A 16,538-nucleotide genomic window follows, 5' to 3' on the forward strand; every position below is an offset into this window, starting at 1 on the left:
ATGACGGTGTGCGGCCTGTTTATCCACCCGAGTGGCCCAAAGGTTACGCACCATCACACGAATCAGTTGTGGCTGTGGAGGATGTCGTTGAGGCCGCCCCACACCGCGTTGTTCGGGCGGGCCTCGACGGTGCCGGTGACCGAGTTGCGGCGGAAGAGGATGTTCGACGCGCCGGACAGCTCGCGGGCCTTGACGATCTGGCCGTCGGGCATCGTCACGCGCGTACCGGCGGTGATGTAGAGGCCGGCCTCGACGACGCACTCGTCACCGAGCGCGATGCCGACGCCCGCCTCGGCGCCGATGAGGCAGCGCTCGCCGACGGAGATGATGACGTTGCCGCCGCCGGACAGGGTGCCCATGGTGGAGGCGCCGCCGCCGATGTCGCTGCCGTCGCCGATGACGACGCCCGCGGAGATGCGGCCCTCGACCATCGAGGTACCGAGGGTGCCGGCGTTGAAGTTGACGAAGCCCTCGTGCATGACGGTCGTCCCGGCGGCCAGGTGCGCGCCGAGCCGGACGCGGTCGGCGTCGGCGACGCGGACGCCCTTGGGGACGACGTAGTCCGTCATGCGCGGGAACTTGTCGATGCTGGTGACCTGGAGGTGCAGGCCCTCGGCGCGGGCGTTCAGCCGGACCTTCTCGACGTCGTCGACGGCCACGGGCCCCAGCGAGGTCCAGGCGACGTTGGCGAGCAGCCCGAAGATCCCGTCCAGGTTCTGCCCGTGCGGCTTGACGAGCCGGTGGCTGAGCAGGTGCAGACGCAGGTAGGCGTCATGGGCGTCCAGCGGCTTGTCGTCGAGCGAGGCGATGACGGTACGGACGGCGACGACCTCGACGCCGCGCCGCGCGTCGACGCCGAGCGCCTTGGCGGCGCCCTCGCCGAGGACGTTCACGGCCTGGTCGGAAGTGAGCCGCTCGGTGCCCGCGGGGCCGGGCTCGGCGACGAGCTCGGGGGCCGGGAACCAGGTGTCGAGAACGGTGCCGTCGCCGGCGACGGTGGCAAGGCCGGCGGCGACGGCGCCGGTGGTACGAGGTGCAGAAGTCATGCCAGAAACCTAACCGGCGCCCCGCCGCCCGGGCGAACCGGTCTCACCTTCCGGCGGCGCCCGCCCCGAACCCCGGTACCGGGGCGGGCGCCGCCGGAGGGGTCAGGGGCGGGCTCCCCGGGCGTCGACGACCCCGGTCGTGACGCGCAGGGCGGTGGCCAGCACGGTGCCCTTGGCGACGTACGGGTGGCCGGACCCCTTGCCCCCGATCCAGTAGTCCGTCCCGGCCACGAGCTGGAAGCCCTTCAATTCCTGCGTCTTCGGATCGAACAGCAGGCGGAAGGTGTTCCGCTCGAAGGAGTAGTCCCGAGAGTTGCCCTCGACCGACACGGCCGTCAAGGTCTTCTTCGCCTCCGGCACGGCGGTGGCCGTCATCTGCGCCCCCTCCAGCCCCCTGACGACCCGGAGCAACAGTTTCCTCTTCTCCGGAGGCACCGTGGTCGCCGTCGCCAGCACCTCCGCGATCTCCACGAAGTCGCGCTGCGCCTGGGTCAGACGCGGCGCGCTGATCACCCGGCTGGGGACGGACCGCTTCCGGATCATGCGCAGAGCGCCATCGGTGTCGTCCGGCAGATCCTCCACCAACGCGTCCGCCTGCCGGGGGGTCAACACTTCGGATCCGCCCCCGTTGGACGTCGCGCCGGTGGGGGTCTGCGGGGGAGGAGTGTGCGAGCCCATCGTCTCGGTCCACCCGTCGTAGCGGCTCCACGCCTCCTCCTCCCGGACCGGTCGGAGCGTCAGGGCGCAGGGCTCGCCCGGCCCGGGTGCAAGCTTGACGTAGAGCATCTCCATGAAGCCACCGCCGCTTCCCACGGATTCGCAGCGCACCGACCACCAGTCGGTCTGGCGGTAGATGAACTGGTCCGCCCGCGGGCCGGCCGCGGCCGCCGCCGGCTCGTGGTCCGCCGGGAGCAGCGTGGCGAGCGTCGCCACCGCCGTCACCGCCGCCGCCGCGCCGGCCGCCGCGACCAGCCACCCGGTACGGGCGCGCCGCCGGGGCCGGGCGGCCTCGTCGAGCAGGCGCCGGTGGCCGGGGGCGAGGCGGGTGCGGTCGGGGGCGGGGGCGTCCGCACGGAAGTCCTGGAGCGTCCGCATCTCATCCATGGGTGGCCTCCGGGGCGAAATCGGATGCGAGAGTCGGGTCACTGTCGCCGAGCGCGGTCCGCACCTTGCGGCGCGCCCGGTTGAGGCGGGAGCGGACGGTGCCGACGGGTATGGACAGCGCCTCGGCGACCTCCTGGTACGTCAGGTCCGCCCAGGCGACGAGGAGCAGCACGTGCCGGTCGCCGCCCGAGAGGGAGGCGAGCGCGCCGGCGAGGGGGCCGTGGGCGGCCTGGGCGGTGACCCGGTCGTCGGCGTGGTCGACCCATGACTCGGCGACCGGGTCGCGCCCGGTGCGGGCCAGCGCGTTGAGGGCGCGGACCTCGGTACGGCGGTGCTTGCCGATCAGGTTGGCGGCGATGCCGTACAGCCAGGGGCGGGCGTTGCCGCGGTCCAGGTCGTAGCGGGCGCGGACGCGGAAGGCGGCGAGGAACGTGTCGGCCGTGATGTCGTCGGCGACCGTGTCCCCGAGCCGCCGGGTGGCGTACCGGTGGATGTCCGCGGCGTACCGGTGGTACAGCTCGGCGAAGGCCTCCGGGCGGTGCAGGGACGCGGCGATGACGCCGGCGTCGTCGTTGTCCGGTGGGCCGGTCACGGGGTCTCCGTCTGTGGCGGGTGTGGTCACACCCCCTGTTCCCCACAGGGCCCCGCCGGGTTCACGGCGAGCAGCCGGCCCAGCATCCCGGCGGCGTACTCCTCGTCGTACGCCGCGTCCGTCAGCAGCACCTGGAGGCAGATGCCGTTCATCAGGGCGGCCAGCGCCCGGGCGGTGGCCGGGTCCGTCCTGGCCGACAGGGCGGTCACCACACCGTCCGTCCACTCGGCCGCCACCGGGCGCAGCGCGGGGCGCCGGAGGGCGGCGAGGTACAGCTCGTACTCCAGCTCCACGCCCGTGCGGGTGCCGTCCAGCCACCGCCCCATCACCCGGGCGAGGCCGGCGGCGAGGTCCGCCCCGGTGAGCGCGCCACTGTCGCGTACGGCCGCGGCGAAGCCCTCGCCCGGCCGGCGCAGCGCGGCGACGAGCAGTTCGTCGAGGGAGGCGAAGTGGTACGTCGTGGAGCCCAGCGGCACGTCCGCCTCGGGCGCCACCGTGCGGTGGCTCAGCCCCGCGATGCCGCTGCGCCCGACGACCCGGATCGCCGCGTCGATGACGCGGCGGCGCCGGTCGGGGTCGTACCGGCGGGGTGCCATCAGTGCGCCCCGCCGAGGTTGAGGACGACCACGCCGGCGACGACCAGCGCGATGCCCGCGAGCTTGGCCGGGCCGGCCGGTTCGTCCATGCACAGCATCCCGGTCGTGGCGACGGCCGCGGTGCCGGCGCCCGCACAGATCGCGTACGCGGTGCCCACGGACAGCGCGTCGAGCGTCTGCGCGAGCAGGGCGAAGGCGAGCGGGTGGCCCGCGCCGGTGATCGGTGAGGGCCACAGGCGGGTGCAGCCCTCGCCGTACTTCATCGCCGTCGTGTCGGCCACCTTCGCCGCGACGGCCGCGGCGAGCGGTCCGGATCCCATGTGTACGAGCGTACACATGGGGCCCGCTAACGTGTGCGCGTCAGCTCACACACCAGTACGAGGGGGACGGGGACGCATGACGCAGCACACGGGGTGGGGCCCGCCGGCCGGACCACCGCCGCCACCGGGACCGCCGCCCGGCCCCTACGGGTGGGACGGCGGCTGGACGCCCCCTCCCCCACCGCCCGCGCCGGGCGTCATCCCGCTCGCCCCGCTCTCCGTCGCCGACCTCCTGAGCGGCGCGCTCGCCACCCTGGGACGCCACTGGAAGCAGCTGCTGGGCCTGGCCCTCGCGGCCTACGGCACGGCCACGGTGGTCCTCGGCGCCGGTCTGGCGCTCGCCTTCCTGGCCGTCCGGGACCGGCTGGAGGACGCCGGGCGGGACGACGTCCCGGCACTGCTGACCGCCTTCGGCGGGGTGTACGCCCTCGGTACGCTGCTCCTGCTGACCGCCAACGCGGTGGTCTACGCGAGCTGCCCGGCCGTCCTCCAGGACGCGGTCCTCGGCCGCCCCACGACGATCGGCACCGTGTGGCGCCGGGTGCGCCCCCGGGCGGCGACGGTGCTGGGCACCGTGCTGCTGACGGGCCTGATCGCCATGGTCCCGATCCTGCTGATGGCCCTCGCGCTGGTCGCGATGTTCGTGGCGCTGCTGGCCCCGCCCGACGCGTACCCGGGCGCCGGCTGGTGGGCACTGGGCGGGGCGCTCGGCGTGCTGGTGACCGGTCCGCCGGCGATCTGGCTGTGGGTGCGGTTCAGCTTCGCCCCGGCCGCCGCCGTCTTCGAGGGGCAAGGGGCGTTCGCCGCGCTGCGCCGCTCCTCGCGGCTGGTGCGGGGCGCCTGGTGGCGGACGTTCGGGATCACGCTGCTGGCGTCGCTCATGGCGACCCTGACCGGCTACCTCGTCCAGCTGCCGTTCCAGTTCCTGAGCGCCCTGCCGGGTGCGGGGCTGTCGGACGCCTCGCCCGACGCCGCGCTCGTCGTGACGCTGCTGGTCACCACGCTCGCCTTCGCCCTGCTCGCCCAGCTGGTCGCGCAGATCGTCACGGCCGCCTTTCCGCAGCTGGTCACCGCCCTGCTGTACGTGGACCGGCGGATCCGCGAGGAGAACCTCGCGCCCACGCTCGCCGAGGCGGCCGCCGTACCGCCGCGGGACGTCAGCCCGTAAGGGACTTCTTCGGCCGCAGGACGCAGAACTCGTTGCCCTCGGGGTCCGCCAGGACCACCCACGTCACGTCGTCGCCCTGCCCGACGTCCACCCGCCGGGCCCCGAGGCCGATGATCCGCTCCACCTCGGCGGCCTGGTCGTCGGGCGCCAGGTCCAGGTGCAGCCGGTTCTTGACGGTCTTCCCCTCGGGTACGGGGAGGAGCACGATGCCCGGCATCGCGTGCTCGTCCGCCCCGATGACGATCTCCTCGTCGTCCTCGTACAGGACCTTCCAGTCCAGGACCCGGGTCCAGAAGCGGGCGAGGCCCGGCGCGTCATGGGCGTCGATGGCGATCTGGTACAGAGAAACGGCCATGCCCGCCAGTGTGCCTGGGGAGCATGGCCGTCGCAGCTGGAAAACGTGGATCCGGCGGGAGGAGCGTCGTATCAGACGTTGAACCCGAGCGCGCGCAGCTGCTCGCGGCCATCGTCCGTGATCTTGTCCGGGCCCCACGGCGGCATCCAGACCCAGTTGATCTTCAGCTCGTTGACGATGCCGTCCGTCGCGGACTTCGCCTGGTCCTCGATCACGTCCGTCAGCGGACAGGCCGCCGACGTCAGCGTCATGTCCAGCGTCGCGACGTTGGAGTCGTCGATGTGGATGCCGTAGATGAGGCCGAGGTTGACGACGTCGATGCCCAGCTCGGGGTCGACGACGTCGTACAGCGCCTCGCGGACCTCCTCCTCGGACGCCGGCTTCATCTCGGCCGTCTGGTTCTCGCTCATGCCGTCTTCCTCTCCGCGCCGTCGCCCATCGCCTGGGCGGTCGCGTCCTTCCAGGCCATCCAGCTCAGCAGGGCGCACTTGACCCGGGCCGGGTACTTCGAGACGCCGGCGAACGCGACCGCGTCCTCCAGCACCTCCTCCATCGCGTCGTCGGGCTCGATCCTGCCCTTGGACTGCATCAGCTCCAGGAACGTGGCCTGGATCCGCTGCGCCTCGGCGAGCTCCTTGCCGACGAGAAGTTCGTTCAGGACGGAGGCGGACGCCTGGCTGATGGAACAGCCCTGACCCTCGTACGACACGTCCTCGATCCGCGAGCCGTCGTACTTCACGCGCAGCGTGATCTCGTCGCCGCACGTCGGGTTGACGTGGTGCACCTCGGCGTCGCCGTCCCGCAAGCCCCGCCCGTGCGGATGCTTGTAGTGGTCCAGGATGACCTCCTGGTACATCGAATCCAGCTTCACACCCGCTCCTAGCCGAAGAAGTTCCGGACGTGCTCCAGTCCCTCGACCAAAGCGTCGACCTCGGCCGGAGTGGAGTACAGATAGAACGACGCCCGCGTGGTCGCAGGAATTCCGTACCGCAGGCAGACCGGCCGGGCGCAGTGGTGGCCGACCCGGACCGCGATGCCCTGCTCGTCGAGGACCTGGCCCACGTCGTGCGGGTGGATGTCGCCGAGGACGAAGGAGATCGCCGCGCCGCGGTCCTCGGCCGTCACCGGGCCGATGATCCGCAGGCCCGGGACCTCCTGGAGGCGGCGGACCGCGTACTCGGTGATCGCGTGCTCATGGCGCGCGATGTTCTCCATGCCGATCGAGGTGAGGTAGTCCACCGCCGCGCCGAGGCCCACGGCCTGCGCGATCGGGGGCGTCCCCGCCTCGAACTTGTGCGGAGCCGGGGCGTACGTCGACGAGCTCATCGAGACGGTCTCGATCATCTCGCCGCCGCCGAGGAATGGCGGGAGGTCCTCCAGCAGCTCCTGGCGGCCCCACAGCACGCCGATGCCCGTCGGGCCGCACATCTTGTGGCCGGTGAAGGCGACGAAGTCGGCCTGGAGGGCCTGCACGTCCAGCGGCATGTGCGGCGCGGCCTGCGAGGCGTCGATCAGCACCAGGGCGCCGACGTCCTGGGCGCGGCGGACTATCGCCTCGACCGGGTTGACGGTGCCCATGATGTTGGAGACCAGCGTGAAGGAGACGATCTTCGTCTTCTCGGTGATGATCTCGTCGATGTTCGAGAGGTCGAGGCGGCCGTCGTCGGTCAGCCCGAACCACTTCAGCTTCGCGCCGGTGCGCTGCGAGAGCAGCTGCCACGGAACGATGTTGGAGTGGTGCTCCATCTCCGTGATGACGATCTCGGTCTCACGGTCGACGCGGTAGGGCTCGTCGGCCCAGCCCAGCATGTTGGCGACGAGGTTGAGCGACTCCGAGGCGTTCTTGGTGAAGATCACCTCGTCCCGGCTGGGCGCGTTGATGAAGGCGGCGACCTTGTCGCGCGCACCCTCGTACAGCGCCGTGGCCTCCTCGGCCAGCACGTGCACGCCGCGGTGCACGTTGGCGTTGTGCCGCTCGTAGTACTCGCTGACCGCGTCGATGACCTGGCGCGGCGTCTGCGAGGTCGCCGCGTTGTCCAGGTACACGAGCTTCTTGCCGTCGTGGAGCACCCGGTCGAGGATCGGGAAGTCCTTGCGGAGCGCCTCGGTGTCGAGGAGGCCCGGCAGCTGTGTCACGCGGATACGCCACCCTTCGTGTAGGACTCGTAGCCCTCGTTCTCCAGCTTGTCGGCGAGCTCGGGGCCGCCCGACTCGACGATCCGGCCGGCGGAGAAGACGTGGACGAAGTCGGGCTTGATGTACCGCAGGATGCGCGTGTAGTGCGTGATCAGCAGGGTGCCGACCTCGCCGGACTCGCGGACGCGGTTGACGCCCTCGGAGACGATGCGCAGCGCGTCGACGTCGAGGCCGGAGTCCGTCTCGTCGAGGATGGCGATCTTCGGCCGGATGAGTTCCAGCTGGAGGATCTCGTGGCGCTTCTTCTCACCGCCGGAGAAGCCCTCGTTGACGTTGCGCTCGGCGAAGGACGGGTCCATGTGAAGGCGCTCCATGGCCTCCTTGACCTCCTTCACCCAGGTGCGCAGCTTGGGGGCCTCGCCGCGGACGGCGGTGGCGGAGGTGCGCAGGAAGTTGCTCACCGAGACACCGGGGATCTCCACCGGGTACTGCATGGCGAGGAAGACACCGGCGCGGGCGCGCTCGTCGACGGACATCTCCAGGACGTCCTCGCCGTCGAGGGTGACGCTGCCGCCGGTGATCGTGTACTTGGGGTGACCGGCGAGGGAGTACGCGAGCGTCGACTTGCCGGAGCCGTTGGGGCCCATGATGGCGTGGGTCTCGCCCTGCTTCACGGTCAGGTCGACGCCCTTGAGGATCTCCTTCGTGGCGTTGTCGGCCTCGACGGAGACGTGCAGGTCGCGGATTTCAAGCGTTGCCATGGGTGACTCAGGACTCCTGGGTGACGGAGACGAGCACATCGTCCCCTTCGATCTTTACGGGGTATACGGGGACGGGGCGCGTCGCGGGAAGGCCGGACGGCTTGCCGGTGCGGAGGTCGAAGGCGGATCCGTGCAGCCAGCACTCGATCTGGCAGTCCTCGACCTCCCCCTCCGACAGCGAGACGTTCGCGTGCGAGCAGATGTCGTGGATCGCGAACACCTCGCCCTCGGTCCGGACGACGGAGATGGGCGTGCCGTCGAGTTCCACCCGCTTCGGGGTGTCCTCCTCCAGCTCGCTCAGCCCACAGGCTCGGACGAAGGGCATCAGAGGGACGCCTCCAGCTCGGCCTCGATCTTGGCGATCAGGCGCTCCTCGACGTCAGGCAGACCGATCTGCTGGACGAGCTCGGCGAAGAACCCGCGGACGACGAGGCGGCGGGCCTCGGTCTCCGGGATGCCGCGAGCCATCAGGTAGAAGAGCTGCTCGTCGTCGAAGCGGCCGGTCGCCGAGGCGTGGCCGGCGCCGGCGATCTCGCCGGTCTCGATCTCCAGGTTCGGCACCGAGTCGACGCGAGCGCCGTCGGTGAGGACCAGGTTGCGGTTCATCTCGTACGTGTCGGTGCCCTCGGCCGCGGCCTGGATGAGCACGTCACCGATCCACACGGCGTGCGCGCCGTCGCCCTGGAGCGCGCCCTTGTAGGCGACGTTCGACTTACAGTGCGGGGTGTTGTGGTCGACGAGGAGGCGGTGCTCCTGGTGCTGGCCCCGCTCGGTGAAGTACAGGCCGAACAGCTCGGCCTCGCCACCGGTGGCGGCGTACGTCACGCGCGGGTGGAGGCGTACGACGTCACCGCCGAAGGTGACGACGACCGACTTGAAGGAGGCGTCCCGGCCGATCAGCGCGTTGTGCTGGGCGACGTGGACGGCCTTCTCGTCCCAGTCCTGGATGGAGACGACGGTAAGCCTGGCGCCGTCCCCGAGGACGTAGTCGACGTTGGCGGCGAGGACCGCGTCACCGGTGTGGTCGATGACCACGACGGCCTCGGCGAACGCGCCGAGCTCGACGACCTGGTGGCCGAAGGCGGTACCGCCCTGGCCGTGCACGGAGATCCGGATCGGCTCGGTGAGCGCGGTCTCCTTGGGCACGGTGACGACCGAGGCCTTCTCGAAGGCGGAGTACGCCTGGGCGGCGACCCGGTCCACCGGGGTGCCGGCCCTGCCGAGCCGCTCGTCGTCACGGCCGACGGTCTCGACGATGACGCCCTCGGGCGCCTCCACGTCGACGCGCACACCGTCACCGGTGGCGATCGCGGTGCCGTCGTGCAGGCCGCGCAACCGCTCCAGCGGCGTGAACCGCCACTCCTCCTCGCGGCCGTGCGGGACGGGGAAGTCCGCGACGTCGAAGGACGGGGGGGCGCTCATGCGGGTCGCGACGGTGGACTCGGCGGCCACCGCGATGGAACCGGCGGTGGTGGAGCCCGCCGGGAGATTCTGAGCCTCAGCCATGGCTGTCGGTCTGCTCGCTTTCTGCGTTCGGTGCGGTCGCCGCCCGCGGGGCGGGACCGGCCGGGGCCGGTCGCCCCGGGGGCGGCGCACCGGGCTCACACCGGGTGAGCCCGGGGACGTGATCGATACGGCCGGGGGCTGCTAGCCCACCGAGCCTTCCATCTGCAGCTCGATCAGCCGGTTGAGCTCGAGCGCGTACTCCATGGGCAGCTCCTTGGCGATCGGCTCGACGAAGCCGCGCACGATCATCGCCATGGCCTCGTCCTCCGACAGACCGCGGCTCATCAGGTAGAAGAGCTGGTCCTCGGAGACCTTGGAGACGGTCGCCTCGTGGCCCATGGACACGTCGTCCTCGCGGACGTCGACGTACGGGTACGTGTCCGAGCGGGAGATCGTGTCGACGAGCAGGGCGTCGCACAGCACGTTCGACTTGGAGCCCGGGGCACCCTCGCCGATCTCGATGAGACCGCGGTAGGACGTGCGGCCGCCGCCTCGCGCCACCGACTTGGAGACGATGTTGGAGGAGGTGTTCGGGGCCATGTGGACCATCTTGGCGCCGGCGTCCTGGTGCTGGCCCTCGCCCGCGAAGGCGATGGACAGCGTCTCGCCCTTGGCGTGCTCGCCCATCAGGTAGACGGCCGGGTACTTCATCGTCACCTTGGAGCCGATGTTGCCGTCGACCCACTCCATGGTCGCGCCCTCGTAGGCCACGGCGCGCTTGGTGACCAGGTTGTAGACGTTGTTCGACCAGTTCTGGATCGTCGTGTAGCGGCAGCGGCCGCCCTTCTTGACGATGATCTCGACGACGGCGCTGTGCAGCGAGTCCGAGGAGTAGATCGGGGCGGTGCAGCCCTCGACGTAGTGGACGTAGGCGTCCTCGTCGACGATGATCAGCGTCCGCTCGAACTGACCCATGTTCTCCGTGTTGATGCGGAAGTACGCCTGGAGCGGGATCTCGACGTGCACGCCCTTGGGGACGTAGATGAACGAGCCGCCGGACCACACCGCGGTGTTCAGCGACGCGAACTTGTTGTCGCCGACCGGGATGACCGTGCCGAAGTACTCCTGGAAGAGCTCCGGGTGCTCCTTGAGCGCGGTGTCGGTGTCCAGGAAGATGACGCCCTGCTCCTCCAGGTCCTCACGGATCTGGTGGTAGACGACCTCGGACTCGTACTGGGCCGCGACACCGGCGACGAGGCGCTGCTTCTCCGCCTCGGGGATGCCGAGCTTGTCGTACGTGTTCTTGATGTCCTCGGGCAGGTCCTCCCAGGAGGCCGCCTGCTTCTCGGTGGAGCGGACGAAGTACTTGATGTTGTCGAAGTCGATGCCCGACAGGTCGGAGCCCCAGTTCGGCATGGGCTTCTTGTCGAAGAGGCGCAGACCCTTCAGCCGCAGCTTCAGCATCCACTCCGGCTCGTTCTTCTTCGCGGAGATGTCGCGGACGACGTCCTCGGAGAGACCGCGCTTGGCGGTGGCACCGGCCGCGTCCGAGTCGGCCCAGCCGTACTCGTACCGACCCAGGCCCTCGAGCTCGGGGTGGCTGATCTCGGTGGTCATGCGGGGTTCCTCCCGGCCGTGCTTGCGGATGCTGTTGATGTGGTGTGCGGGATGTACGTCGTGCAGACACCGTCGCCGTGGGCGATGGTCGCCAGTCGTTGCACGTGGGTGCCGAGCAGGCGGCTGAAGATCTCCGTCTCAGCCTCGCACAGTTGCGGGTACCGCTCGGCGACGTGGGCGACCGGGCAGTGGTGCTGGCAGAGCTGCTGTCCGACCGGCGCGTTCCGCGCCGTGGCAGCGTACCCGTCCGCGCTCAGGGCCTTGGCGAGCGCCTCCGCGCGCTGCTCGGGCGGTGCCGCCTCGACCGCCTCGCGGTACGCCTCGGCCTGGGACTCGATCCGGTCCCGGGCGAACGCCGCGACGGCGGCCTCGCCCGCGGTCCGCTCGATCCAGCGCAGGGCGTCGACGGCGAGCGAGTCGTAGGACTGGTCGAAGGCGTCCCGGCCGCAGTCGGTCAGGGCGAACACCTTGGCGGGGCGCCCTCGCGTCCGCGCGCCGTAGACGCGCTGCTCGCGGGCGGCGACCACGCCGTCGGCGGCCAGGGCGTCGAGGTGCCGGCGGACGGCGGCCTGAGTGAGGCCGAGCCGCTCGGCGAGCTCGGCCACGGTGGACGGGCCGTGATCCAGGATGGACCGCGCGACCCGGTTGCGCGTGGAGCGCTCCCCGGTCGCGAGTTCCTCCGCTGGAGCCGCGGGAGCCGCACCGATGTTTTTCACAACGCCATTGTTGCGTAATTCCTCAGGGCCTGACAAGCGACGTCCCGACCGGTGGACGGTGCCGTACATCACTAAGGGAAACCTAACCTGACCTGCGGAAACGAGCGTGGCCGACGGCGCGGCGAATCCGCCACCCCGGCCCTGACCTGCCCGTTTTGCCCGTTCGCTGTCCCGGGCTCGGTCCGGCGGAGGGCCGCGCGGGGCTCCCGGAGCGGGCCCCCCACCGGTCTTTTCTCCGGCCCGTCCCCACCCGCCGAACGGGAGGCCGCGAGCGGCTCTCTAGACTTCCGCACATGCGAAACCAGTCCGTCGTCCAGGTCCGGGGCCTGGTCAAGCGGTACGGGACCCGAACCGCGGTGAACGGCCTCGACCTCGACGTCCGGGCGGGCACCGTCACCGCCGTCCTGGGACCCAACGGGGCCGGCAAGACCACCACCGTCGAGACCTGCGAGGGCTACCGCCGCCCCGACGCCGGCACCGTGCGCGTCCTGGGCCTCGACCCGGTCGCCGACGCCGCCCGCCTCCGGCCCCGCGTCGGCGTGATGCTCCAGTCCGGCGGCGTCTACTCCGGCGCACGCGCCGACGAGATGCTCCGCCACACGGCGAGGCTCCACGCCCACCCCCTCGACGTGGACGCCCTCATCGAGCGCCTCGGCCTCGGGTCCTGCGGCCGGACGACGTACCGGCGGCTCTCCGGGGGCCAGCAGCAGCGCCTGGCGCTCGCCATGGCCGTCGTCGGACGCCCTGAACTGGTCTTTCTGGACGAACCGACCGCCGGTCTCGACCCGCAGGCCCGCCGCTCCACCTGGGAGCTGGTCCGCGAGCTGCGCGCCGACGGCGTGACCACCGTGCTGACCACCCACTTCATGGACGAGGCCGAGGAACTCGCCGACGACGTCGCCATCATCGACGCCGGCCGGGTCGCCGCCCAGGGCAGCCCCGAGGAGCTGTGCCGCAGTGGCGCCGAGAACACCCTCCGCTTCACCGGCCGCCCCGGCCTGGACCTCGGCTCGCTGCTCAAGGCGCTGCCGGACGGCACCGCGGCGGCCGAGCCGACACCGGGCACGTACCGCATCAGCGGCACCGTCGACCCGCAGCTGCTCGCCACGGTCACCACCTGGTGCGCCCAGCACGGCGTGATGCCCGACGGCATCGCGGTCGAGCGGCACACCCTCGAAGACGTCTTCCTGGAACTGACCGGCAAGGAGCTGCGTTCATGAGCGGCGGGACCTACACACCCCGGCCGGGTGCGGCGCCGGCCGGGCGGATGATCGTCGCGCAGGCCGCGTTCGAGACGCGGATGCTGCTGCGCAACGGCGAGCAGCTCCTGCTCACCGTGGTCATCCCCTCACTGGTGCTCGTCCTGTTCTCGTCGGTCGACATCGTCGACACGGGCGACGGCGAGGCCGTGGACTTCCTGGCCCCCGGCGTCCTCGCGCTCGCCGTGATGTCCACGGCCTTCACCGGCCAGGCCATCGCGACCGGTTTCGAGCGGCGGTACGGGGTGCTCAAGCGGCTGGGCGCGTCACCGCTGCCGCGCTGGGCGCTGATGACGGCCAAGACCGCCTCGGTGCTGGTGACCGAGGTTCTCCAGGTCGCGCTGCTGACGGTGATCGCGCTGGCGCTGGGCTGGTCCCCGCGGGGCAACCCCGCGGCGGTGTTCCTGCTCCTGCTGCTCGGCACGGCGGCCTTCTCCGGGCTCGGCCTGCTGATGGCCGGCACCCTGCGGGCCGAGGCGACGCTGGCCGCCGCGAACCTGGTGTTCCTGCTGCTCCTGGTGGGCGGCGGGGTGATCGTGCCGCTGGAGAGGTTCCCCGGCGCGGTGCGCGCGGTGCTGGAGCTGCTGCCCATCTCGGCCCTGTCGGACGGGCTGCGGGAGGTGCTGCGGGACGGGGCGTCGATGCCGTGGGGCGCGGCCGGGATCCTGGCGGTCTGGGCGGTGCTCGGGCTGGGCGCGGCGGCGAGGTTCTTCCGGTGGGAGTGACCCTCGTGAACGCGTGCACAAGCGGGCGCCTACGATAGTGGCCGTGCTGACCCCCCTCGCCCATATCGCCCGGCGCTGGACACCCTCCCCCAAGACGGTCCGGCGCGCCGCTCTCTCCGCCGTCGTGATGAGCGTCGTCATCGTCATCACGGGCGGTGCCGTCCGGCTGACCGGTTCCGGTCTCGGCTGCGACACCTGGCCCAAGTGCACGGACGACAGTCTGTTCGCCACGCCCGAGCAGGGCATCCACGGCGCGATCGAGTTCGGCAACCGGATGCTGACGTACGTCCTGTCGGCCGCCGTCGGCTGGGCGATCGTGGCCGCGCGTTCCACCGAGCCGTGGCGGCGGGGGCTGACGCGGCTCGGCTGGGCGCAGTTCTGGGCCGTGATGAGCAACGCGGTCATCGGCGGCATCACGGTGTGGACGGGGCTCAACCCCTGGAGCGTCGCCGGGCACTTCCTCGCCGCGAACGCCCTGCTCACCATCGCCACGCTCACCTGGGTGCGCGCCGGGGAGGGCGACGGCGCCCCCCGGCCGCGCGTTCCCGGCCCGGTGCGCAGGCTGGGCTGGACGCTGGTGGTCGTGGCGGGCCTGCTGGTCGCGGCGGGGACGACGGTGACGGGCTCCGGCAAGCACGCGGGCGACAGCAGCGACGTACCGCGCATGCCGTTCGACTTCGCCACCATGGCCCACGTCCACGCGATCTTCGCGTGGGTGGTGTGTGCCCTCGCGCTGGCCATGTTCTTCGCGCTGCGGGTGGTGGACGCCCCGGACGACACCCGGGCGCGCGCCCGTGACCTGCTGCTGGTGCTGCTGGCGCAGGGCGGGATCGGGTACGTGCAGTACTTCACCGGGGTGCCGGAGGTCCTGGTGGCCCTGCACATGCTGGGCTCGTCCCTGATGTGGATCGCCGTGCTGCGGCTGGCCCTGAGCCTGCGCGAGCGGCCCTCGGCGGAGCCGGGCGCCGGTGTCCCGGCCCAGCAGGCGGACGCGGCGCTGACCCCGGCCGCCTGACCGGGCCGCCCCACCGCGCGGCCCCCGCCGCCCGACCGGACGCCGCTACGGCCCGGTACCGACCCGGCCGGGGCCCGTCGCCTGTCCGAGCCGGTACACCCGCCGGGCGTTCCCCGACGCGATCATGTCGGCCACCCGCTGGGCGTCGGCGCCGGACCACGCGCCGTCCCGGACCCAGTCCGCCAGCACCCGGGTGAGCGCCTCCCGGAACACCCGCGCCCCCACCACGTGCAGTTCGGGCAGCCCCCGCGCGCCGCTGGAGAACAGCAGCTTGCCGAACGGCGCCAGCTCCAGCGTCTCGGCCAGTACGGCCGCCGCCCGGGCGCCCGTCCTCGCGAGCGCCGGGCCGAGGTCGGCGTACACGTGCGGGAACACGCTCGTCAGGTGCGCGGCCCGCCGGTGGTGGGGGTAGCCGTGCAGCAGCACCAGGTCGGTGCCCAGACCCGCGGTGGCCGCCGCGAAGTCGCCGAGCGTCATGGGGTCGTCGTCGCCCAGGTGCAGCTGGAGCGGCCGCCCGGACGAGACGGCGATCCACAGCAGGTGCCGCAGCAGCACCGGGTCGGTGAGCGGCCCGCCCGCCCCGCGCAGGGCCAGCCAGCGCCCCGCGGCGCCCCGCACCTCGCCGGGCCCCGGGGGCGCGGGGGCGGCGGCGAGCCCGTGCCGCACCGCCGCGACGGAGGTGAAGGCGACGGCGGTGCGGGCCGCCCCGTGGACCGCCCGGGCGAGGTTGGCGAGCAGCTCGTCGACGCTGTCGGAGGTGTCGGCGACCTGCTCGGCGAGCAGTTCCAGACGGACGATCTCATGGGCGCCGGCGGCACCGGCGGCGGCGATCTCGACCGGGCCGGTGAGGTCGCCGGGCGGGCCGGTCTCGACCAGGTAGGTGGAGATCCCGGTGGCGCGGAGCAGTCGGCGCCCCGATTCCAGGACGCCGAGCTCGCGGCGGCGGGCCAGGTACCGCGCGGGCGGGCAGTGCGGTTCCAGCCCGAGCAGGGGCGGGCACCAGCGCCGTACCGCGAAGCCGGTCTGGGTGTCGAAGAACGTCGTACCGGCCGCGGGCGGACCGGCGGACCGGCCGAGCAGGGTCTCGAAGGTGCCCAGCCCCAGCTCCGTGCGGAGCACCCCGTGGCAGTACTGGTCCACCAGCGTCGGGGTGTCGATCATTGCGTGGGCTCCCTGCGATGGCCGAACCGTCACAGGTCCTAACGGGTGAGCCCCGCCCAAGGTGTTGCCTCAGTCGTTCGAGGGTCCGCCGACCTGGATGCCGGCCATGCGGGTCCACTCGTACGGGCCGGTGCGGACCTTCGCCGCGAAGTCGCCGTCGAAGGACTCGTGCAGGGTGAGGCCCGCCTTCTCGGCGGCGCTCTTCGCGATCGCGTGGGTCGGCGCGACGAGGTCGCCCCAGGCGCCGTCCTCGCCGACGAGGACGATCCGGGTGCCCATCTGGCCGATGTAGGCGAGCTGGCCCTCGGCGCCGCCGTGTTCCTTGGAGAACGTCTGGATCCGCTTGGCGAGCTTCGAGGCCGTGCGCTCGGCCCCGGCCGCCGCGGTCCCGGCCTCCGCCTGCGTGGTGTCGCCCTGCTTGGTGTCTGCCATGGACAGGATGCTACTCGCGGGTAGATCGACTGGCGACGGGCGGGCCGCGTGGCCTTGGCCACGCGACCCGCCCGTCGGCGAGATCTCCG

Annotated in this window: 20 protein-coding genes; 4 read left to right on the forward strand and 16 right to left on the reverse strand. The window is 72.0% G+C overall.

All coding sequences use genetic code 11. The features are described 5' to 3' along the window. Positions 1 to 62 precede the first annotated feature (62 nt). The 5 genes from dapD to AC07DW_RS08415 form a co-directional block, all read right to left on the reverse strand. Positions 63 to 1,046 (reverse strand): 2,3,4,5-tetrahydropyridine-2,6-dicarboxylate N-succinyltransferase, encoded by a 984-nt coding sequence (gene dapD, locus AC07DW_RS08395; protein ID WP_478856847.1) that lies wholly within the window; start codon positions 1,044 to 1,046, stop codon positions 63 to 65. A 102-nt stretch (positions 1,047 to 1,148) separates the two neighbouring features. Then, positions 1,149 to 2,150 carry a hypothetical protein gene (locus AC07DW_RS08400; protein ID WP_478856848.1) on the reverse strand — a complete coding sequence of 334 codons (1,002 nt, stop codon included), beginning with the start codon at positions 2,148 to 2,150 and terminating at the stop codon, positions 1,149 to 1,151. After that, a complete protein-coding gene (locus AC07DW_RS08405; RefSeq protein WP_478856849.1) occupies positions 2,143 to 2,742 on the reverse strand; it encodes an RNA polymerase sigma factor in 600 nt (199 codons plus the stop codon). Before AC07DW_RS08405 ends, AC07DW_RS08400 begins: the two co-directional genes overlap by 8 nt. Before the next feature lie 26 nt (positions 2,743 to 2,768). After that, positions 2,769 to 3,338: a TetR/AcrR family transcriptional regulator gene (locus AC07DW_RS08410; protein ID WP_478856850.1), complete on the reverse strand. Its 570-nt coding sequence runs from the start codon at positions 3,336 to 3,338 to the stop codon at positions 2,769 to 2,771. After that, positions 3,338 to 3,658: a DMT family transporter gene (locus tag AC07DW_RS08415; RefSeq protein WP_478856851.1), complete on the reverse strand. Its 321-nt coding sequence runs from the start codon at positions 3,656 to 3,658 to the stop codon at positions 3,338 to 3,340. Before AC07DW_RS08415 ends, AC07DW_RS08410 begins: the two co-directional genes overlap by 1 nt. A 76-nt stretch (positions 3,659 to 3,734) precedes the next feature. On the opposite strand from AC07DW_RS08415, the gene AC07DW_RS08420 reads away from it, so the two are divergent. Further along, positions 3,735 to 4,826, forward strand: a complete 1,092-nt coding sequence (locus AC07DW_RS08420; RefSeq protein ID WP_478856852.1) for a DUF7847 domain-containing protein — start codon at positions 3,735 to 3,737, stop codon at positions 4,824 to 4,826. On the opposite strand, the gene AC07DW_RS08425 is transcribed toward AC07DW_RS08420, so the two are convergent. The 9 genes from AC07DW_RS08425 to AC07DW_RS08465 all read right to left on the reverse strand — a co-directional run bounded on the left by AC07DW_RS08425 (position 4,816) and on the right by AC07DW_RS08465 (position 11,857). Continuing rightward, positions 4,816 to 5,181, reverse strand: coding sequence for a VOC family protein (locus AC07DW_RS08425; protein ID WP_478856853.1), 366 nt, complete (start codon positions 5,179 to 5,181; stop codon positions 4,816 to 4,818). The genes AC07DW_RS08420 and AC07DW_RS08425 overlap by 11 nt on opposite strands. 71 nt (positions 5,182 to 5,252) lie before the next feature. Beyond that, positions 5,253 to 5,591: a metal-sulfur cluster assembly factor gene (locus tag AC07DW_RS08430; protein WP_478856854.1), complete on the reverse strand. Its 339-nt coding sequence runs from the start codon at positions 5,589 to 5,591 to the stop codon at positions 5,253 to 5,255. After that, complete coding sequence (sufU, locus tag AC07DW_RS08435; protein WP_478856855.1) at positions 5,588 to 6,052, reverse strand: Fe-S cluster assembly sulfur transfer protein SufU; 465 nt, start codon at positions 6,050 to 6,052, stop codon at positions 5,588 to 5,590. Before sufU ends, AC07DW_RS08430 begins: the two co-directional genes overlap by 4 nt. Before the next feature lie 8 nt (positions 6,053 to 6,060). Continuing rightward, the gene (locus AC07DW_RS08440; RefSeq protein WP_064073105.1) at positions 6,061 to 7,317 is read right to left on the reverse strand and encodes a cysteine desulfurase; all 1,257 of its coding nucleotides are present in this window, start codon (positions 7,315 to 7,317) and stop codon (positions 6,061 to 6,063) included. After that, positions 7,314 to 8,078 carry a Fe-S cluster assembly ATPase SufC gene (sufC, locus tag AC07DW_RS08445; protein WP_478856856.1) on the reverse strand — a complete coding sequence of 255 codons (765 nt, stop codon included), beginning with the start codon at positions 8,076 to 8,078 and terminating at the stop codon, positions 7,314 to 7,316. Before sufC ends, AC07DW_RS08440 begins: the two co-directional genes overlap by 4 nt. 7 nt (positions 8,079 to 8,085) lie before the next feature. Then, positions 8,086 to 8,403 carry a non-heme iron oxygenase ferredoxin subunit gene (locus tag AC07DW_RS08450; protein WP_478856857.1) on the reverse strand — a complete coding sequence of 106 codons (318 nt, stop codon included), beginning with the start codon at positions 8,401 to 8,403 and terminating at the stop codon, positions 8,086 to 8,088. Continuing rightward, entirely contained in the window at positions 8,403 to 9,584 is a 1,182-nt protein-coding gene (sufD, locus tag AC07DW_RS08455; protein ID WP_478856858.1) for a Fe-S cluster assembly protein SufD, read from the reverse strand. Before sufD ends, AC07DW_RS08450 begins: the two co-directional genes overlap by 1 nt. Before the next feature lie 141 nt (positions 9,585 to 9,725). Then, a complete protein-coding gene (sufB, locus tag AC07DW_RS08460) occupies positions 9,726 to 11,141 on the reverse strand; it encodes a Fe-S cluster assembly protein SufB (protein WP_478856859.1) in 1,416 nt (471 codons plus the stop codon). After that, a complete protein-coding gene (locus AC07DW_RS08465) occupies positions 11,138 to 11,857 on the reverse strand; it encodes a helix-turn-helix transcriptional regulator (protein ID WP_478856860.1) in 720 nt (239 codons plus the stop codon). The genes sufB and AC07DW_RS08465 overlap by 4 nt, the downstream gene beginning before the upstream one ends. Positions 11,858 to 12,150: 293 nt before the next feature. On the opposite strand from AC07DW_RS08465, the gene AC07DW_RS08470 reads away from it, so the two are divergent. The 3 genes from AC07DW_RS08470 to AC07DW_RS08480 are packed head-to-tail and all read left to right on the forward strand — an operon-like array spanning position 12,151 to position 14,856. Beyond that, a complete protein-coding gene (locus AC07DW_RS08470; protein WP_478856861.1) occupies positions 12,151 to 13,077 on the forward strand; it encodes an ABC transporter ATP-binding protein in 927 nt (308 codons plus the stop codon). Continuing rightward, entirely contained in the window at positions 13,074 to 13,841 is a 768-nt protein-coding gene (locus AC07DW_RS08475; protein ID WP_478856862.1) for an ABC transporter permease, read from the forward strand. The genes AC07DW_RS08470 and AC07DW_RS08475 overlap by 4 nt, the downstream gene beginning before the upstream one ends. 13 nt (positions 13,842 to 13,854) lie before the next feature. Continuing rightward, positions 13,855 to 14,856 (forward strand): COX15/CtaA family protein, encoded by a 1,002-nt coding sequence (locus AC07DW_RS08480; RefSeq protein ID WP_478856863.1) that lies wholly within the window; start codon positions 13,855 to 13,857, stop codon positions 14,854 to 14,856. A 45-nt stretch (positions 14,857 to 14,901) separates the two neighbouring features. Here AC07DW_RS08480 and AC07DW_RS08485 read toward each other — a convergent pair whose 3' ends face one another. Then, positions 14,902 to 16,017, reverse strand: a complete 1,116-nt coding sequence (locus AC07DW_RS08485) for an amidohydrolase family protein (protein ID WP_478856864.1) — start codon at positions 16,015 to 16,017, stop codon at positions 14,902 to 14,904. A gap of 69 nt (positions 16,018 to 16,086) precedes the next feature. Further along, on the reverse strand, positions 16,087 to 16,449 hold the full coding sequence (locus AC07DW_RS08490; protein ID WP_478856865.1) for a hypothetical protein: 363 nt from the start codon (positions 16,447 to 16,449) through the stop codon (positions 16,087 to 16,089). Positions 16,450 to 16,538: the final 89 nt, after the last annotated feature.

The sequence above is a fragment of the Streptomyces sp. NPDC045701 genome (assembly GCF_056432045.1).

What these genes read in the sequence shown, in the direction of transcription:
- dapD (WP_478856847.1), bottom strand. Translation starts at nt 1,046, where the DNA reads ATGACTTCTGCACCTCGTACCACCGGCGCCGTCGCCGCCGGCCTTGCC.
- AC07DW_RS08400 (WP_478856848.1), bottom strand. Translation starts at nt 2,150, where the DNA reads ATGGATGAGATGCGGACGCTCCAGGACTTCCGTGCGGACGCCCCCGCC.
- AC07DW_RS08410 (WP_478856850.1), bottom strand. Translation starts at nt 3,338, where the DNA reads ATGGCACCCCGCCGGTACGACCCCGACCGGCGCCGCCGCGTCATCGAC.
- AC07DW_RS08415 (WP_478856851.1), bottom strand. Translation starts at nt 3,658, where the DNA reads ATGGGATCCGGACCGCTCGCCGCGGCCGTCGCGGCGAAGGTGGCCGAC.
- AC07DW_RS08420 (WP_478856852.1), top strand. Translation starts at nt 3,735, where the DNA reads ATGACGCAGCACACGGGGTGGGGCCCGCCGGCCGGACCACCGCCGCCA.
- AC07DW_RS08425 (WP_478856853.1), bottom strand. Translation starts at nt 5,181, where the DNA reads ATGGCCGTTTCTCTGTACCAGATCGCCATCGACGCCCATGACGCGCCG.
- AC07DW_RS08430 (WP_478856854.1), bottom strand. Translation starts at nt 5,591, where the DNA reads ATGAGCGAGAACCAGACGGCCGAGATGAAGCCGGCGTCCGAGGAGGAG.
- sufC (WP_478856856.1), bottom strand. Translation starts at nt 8,078, where the DNA reads ATGGCAACGCTTGAAATCCGCGACCTGCACGTCTCCGTCGAGGCCGAC.
- AC07DW_RS08450 (WP_478856857.1), bottom strand. Translation starts at nt 8,403, where the DNA reads ATGCCCTTCGTCCGAGCCTGTGGGCTGAGCGAGCTGGAGGAGGACACC.
- sufD (WP_478856858.1), bottom strand. Translation starts at nt 9,584, where the DNA reads ATGGCTGAGGCTCAGAATCTCCCGGCGGGCTCCACCACCGCCGGTTCC.
- sufB (WP_478856859.1), bottom strand. Translation starts at nt 11,141, where the DNA reads ATGACCACCGAGATCAGCCACCCCGAGCTCGAGGGCCTGGGTCGGTAC.
- AC07DW_RS08470 (WP_478856861.1), top strand. Translation starts at nt 12,151, where the DNA reads ATGCGAAACCAGTCCGTCGTCCAGGTCCGGGGCCTGGTCAAGCGGTAC.
- AC07DW_RS08475 (WP_478856862.1), top strand. Translation starts at nt 13,074, where the DNA reads ATGAGCGGCGGGACCTACACACCCCGGCCGGGTGCGGCGCCGGCCGGG.
- AC07DW_RS08485 (WP_478856864.1), bottom strand. Translation starts at nt 16,017, where the DNA reads ATGATCGACACCCCGACGCTGGTGGACCAGTACTGCCACGGGGTGCTC.
- AC07DW_RS08490 (WP_478856865.1), bottom strand. Translation starts at nt 16,449, where the DNA reads ATGGCAGACACCAAGCAGGGCGACACCACGCAGGCGGAGGCCGGGACC.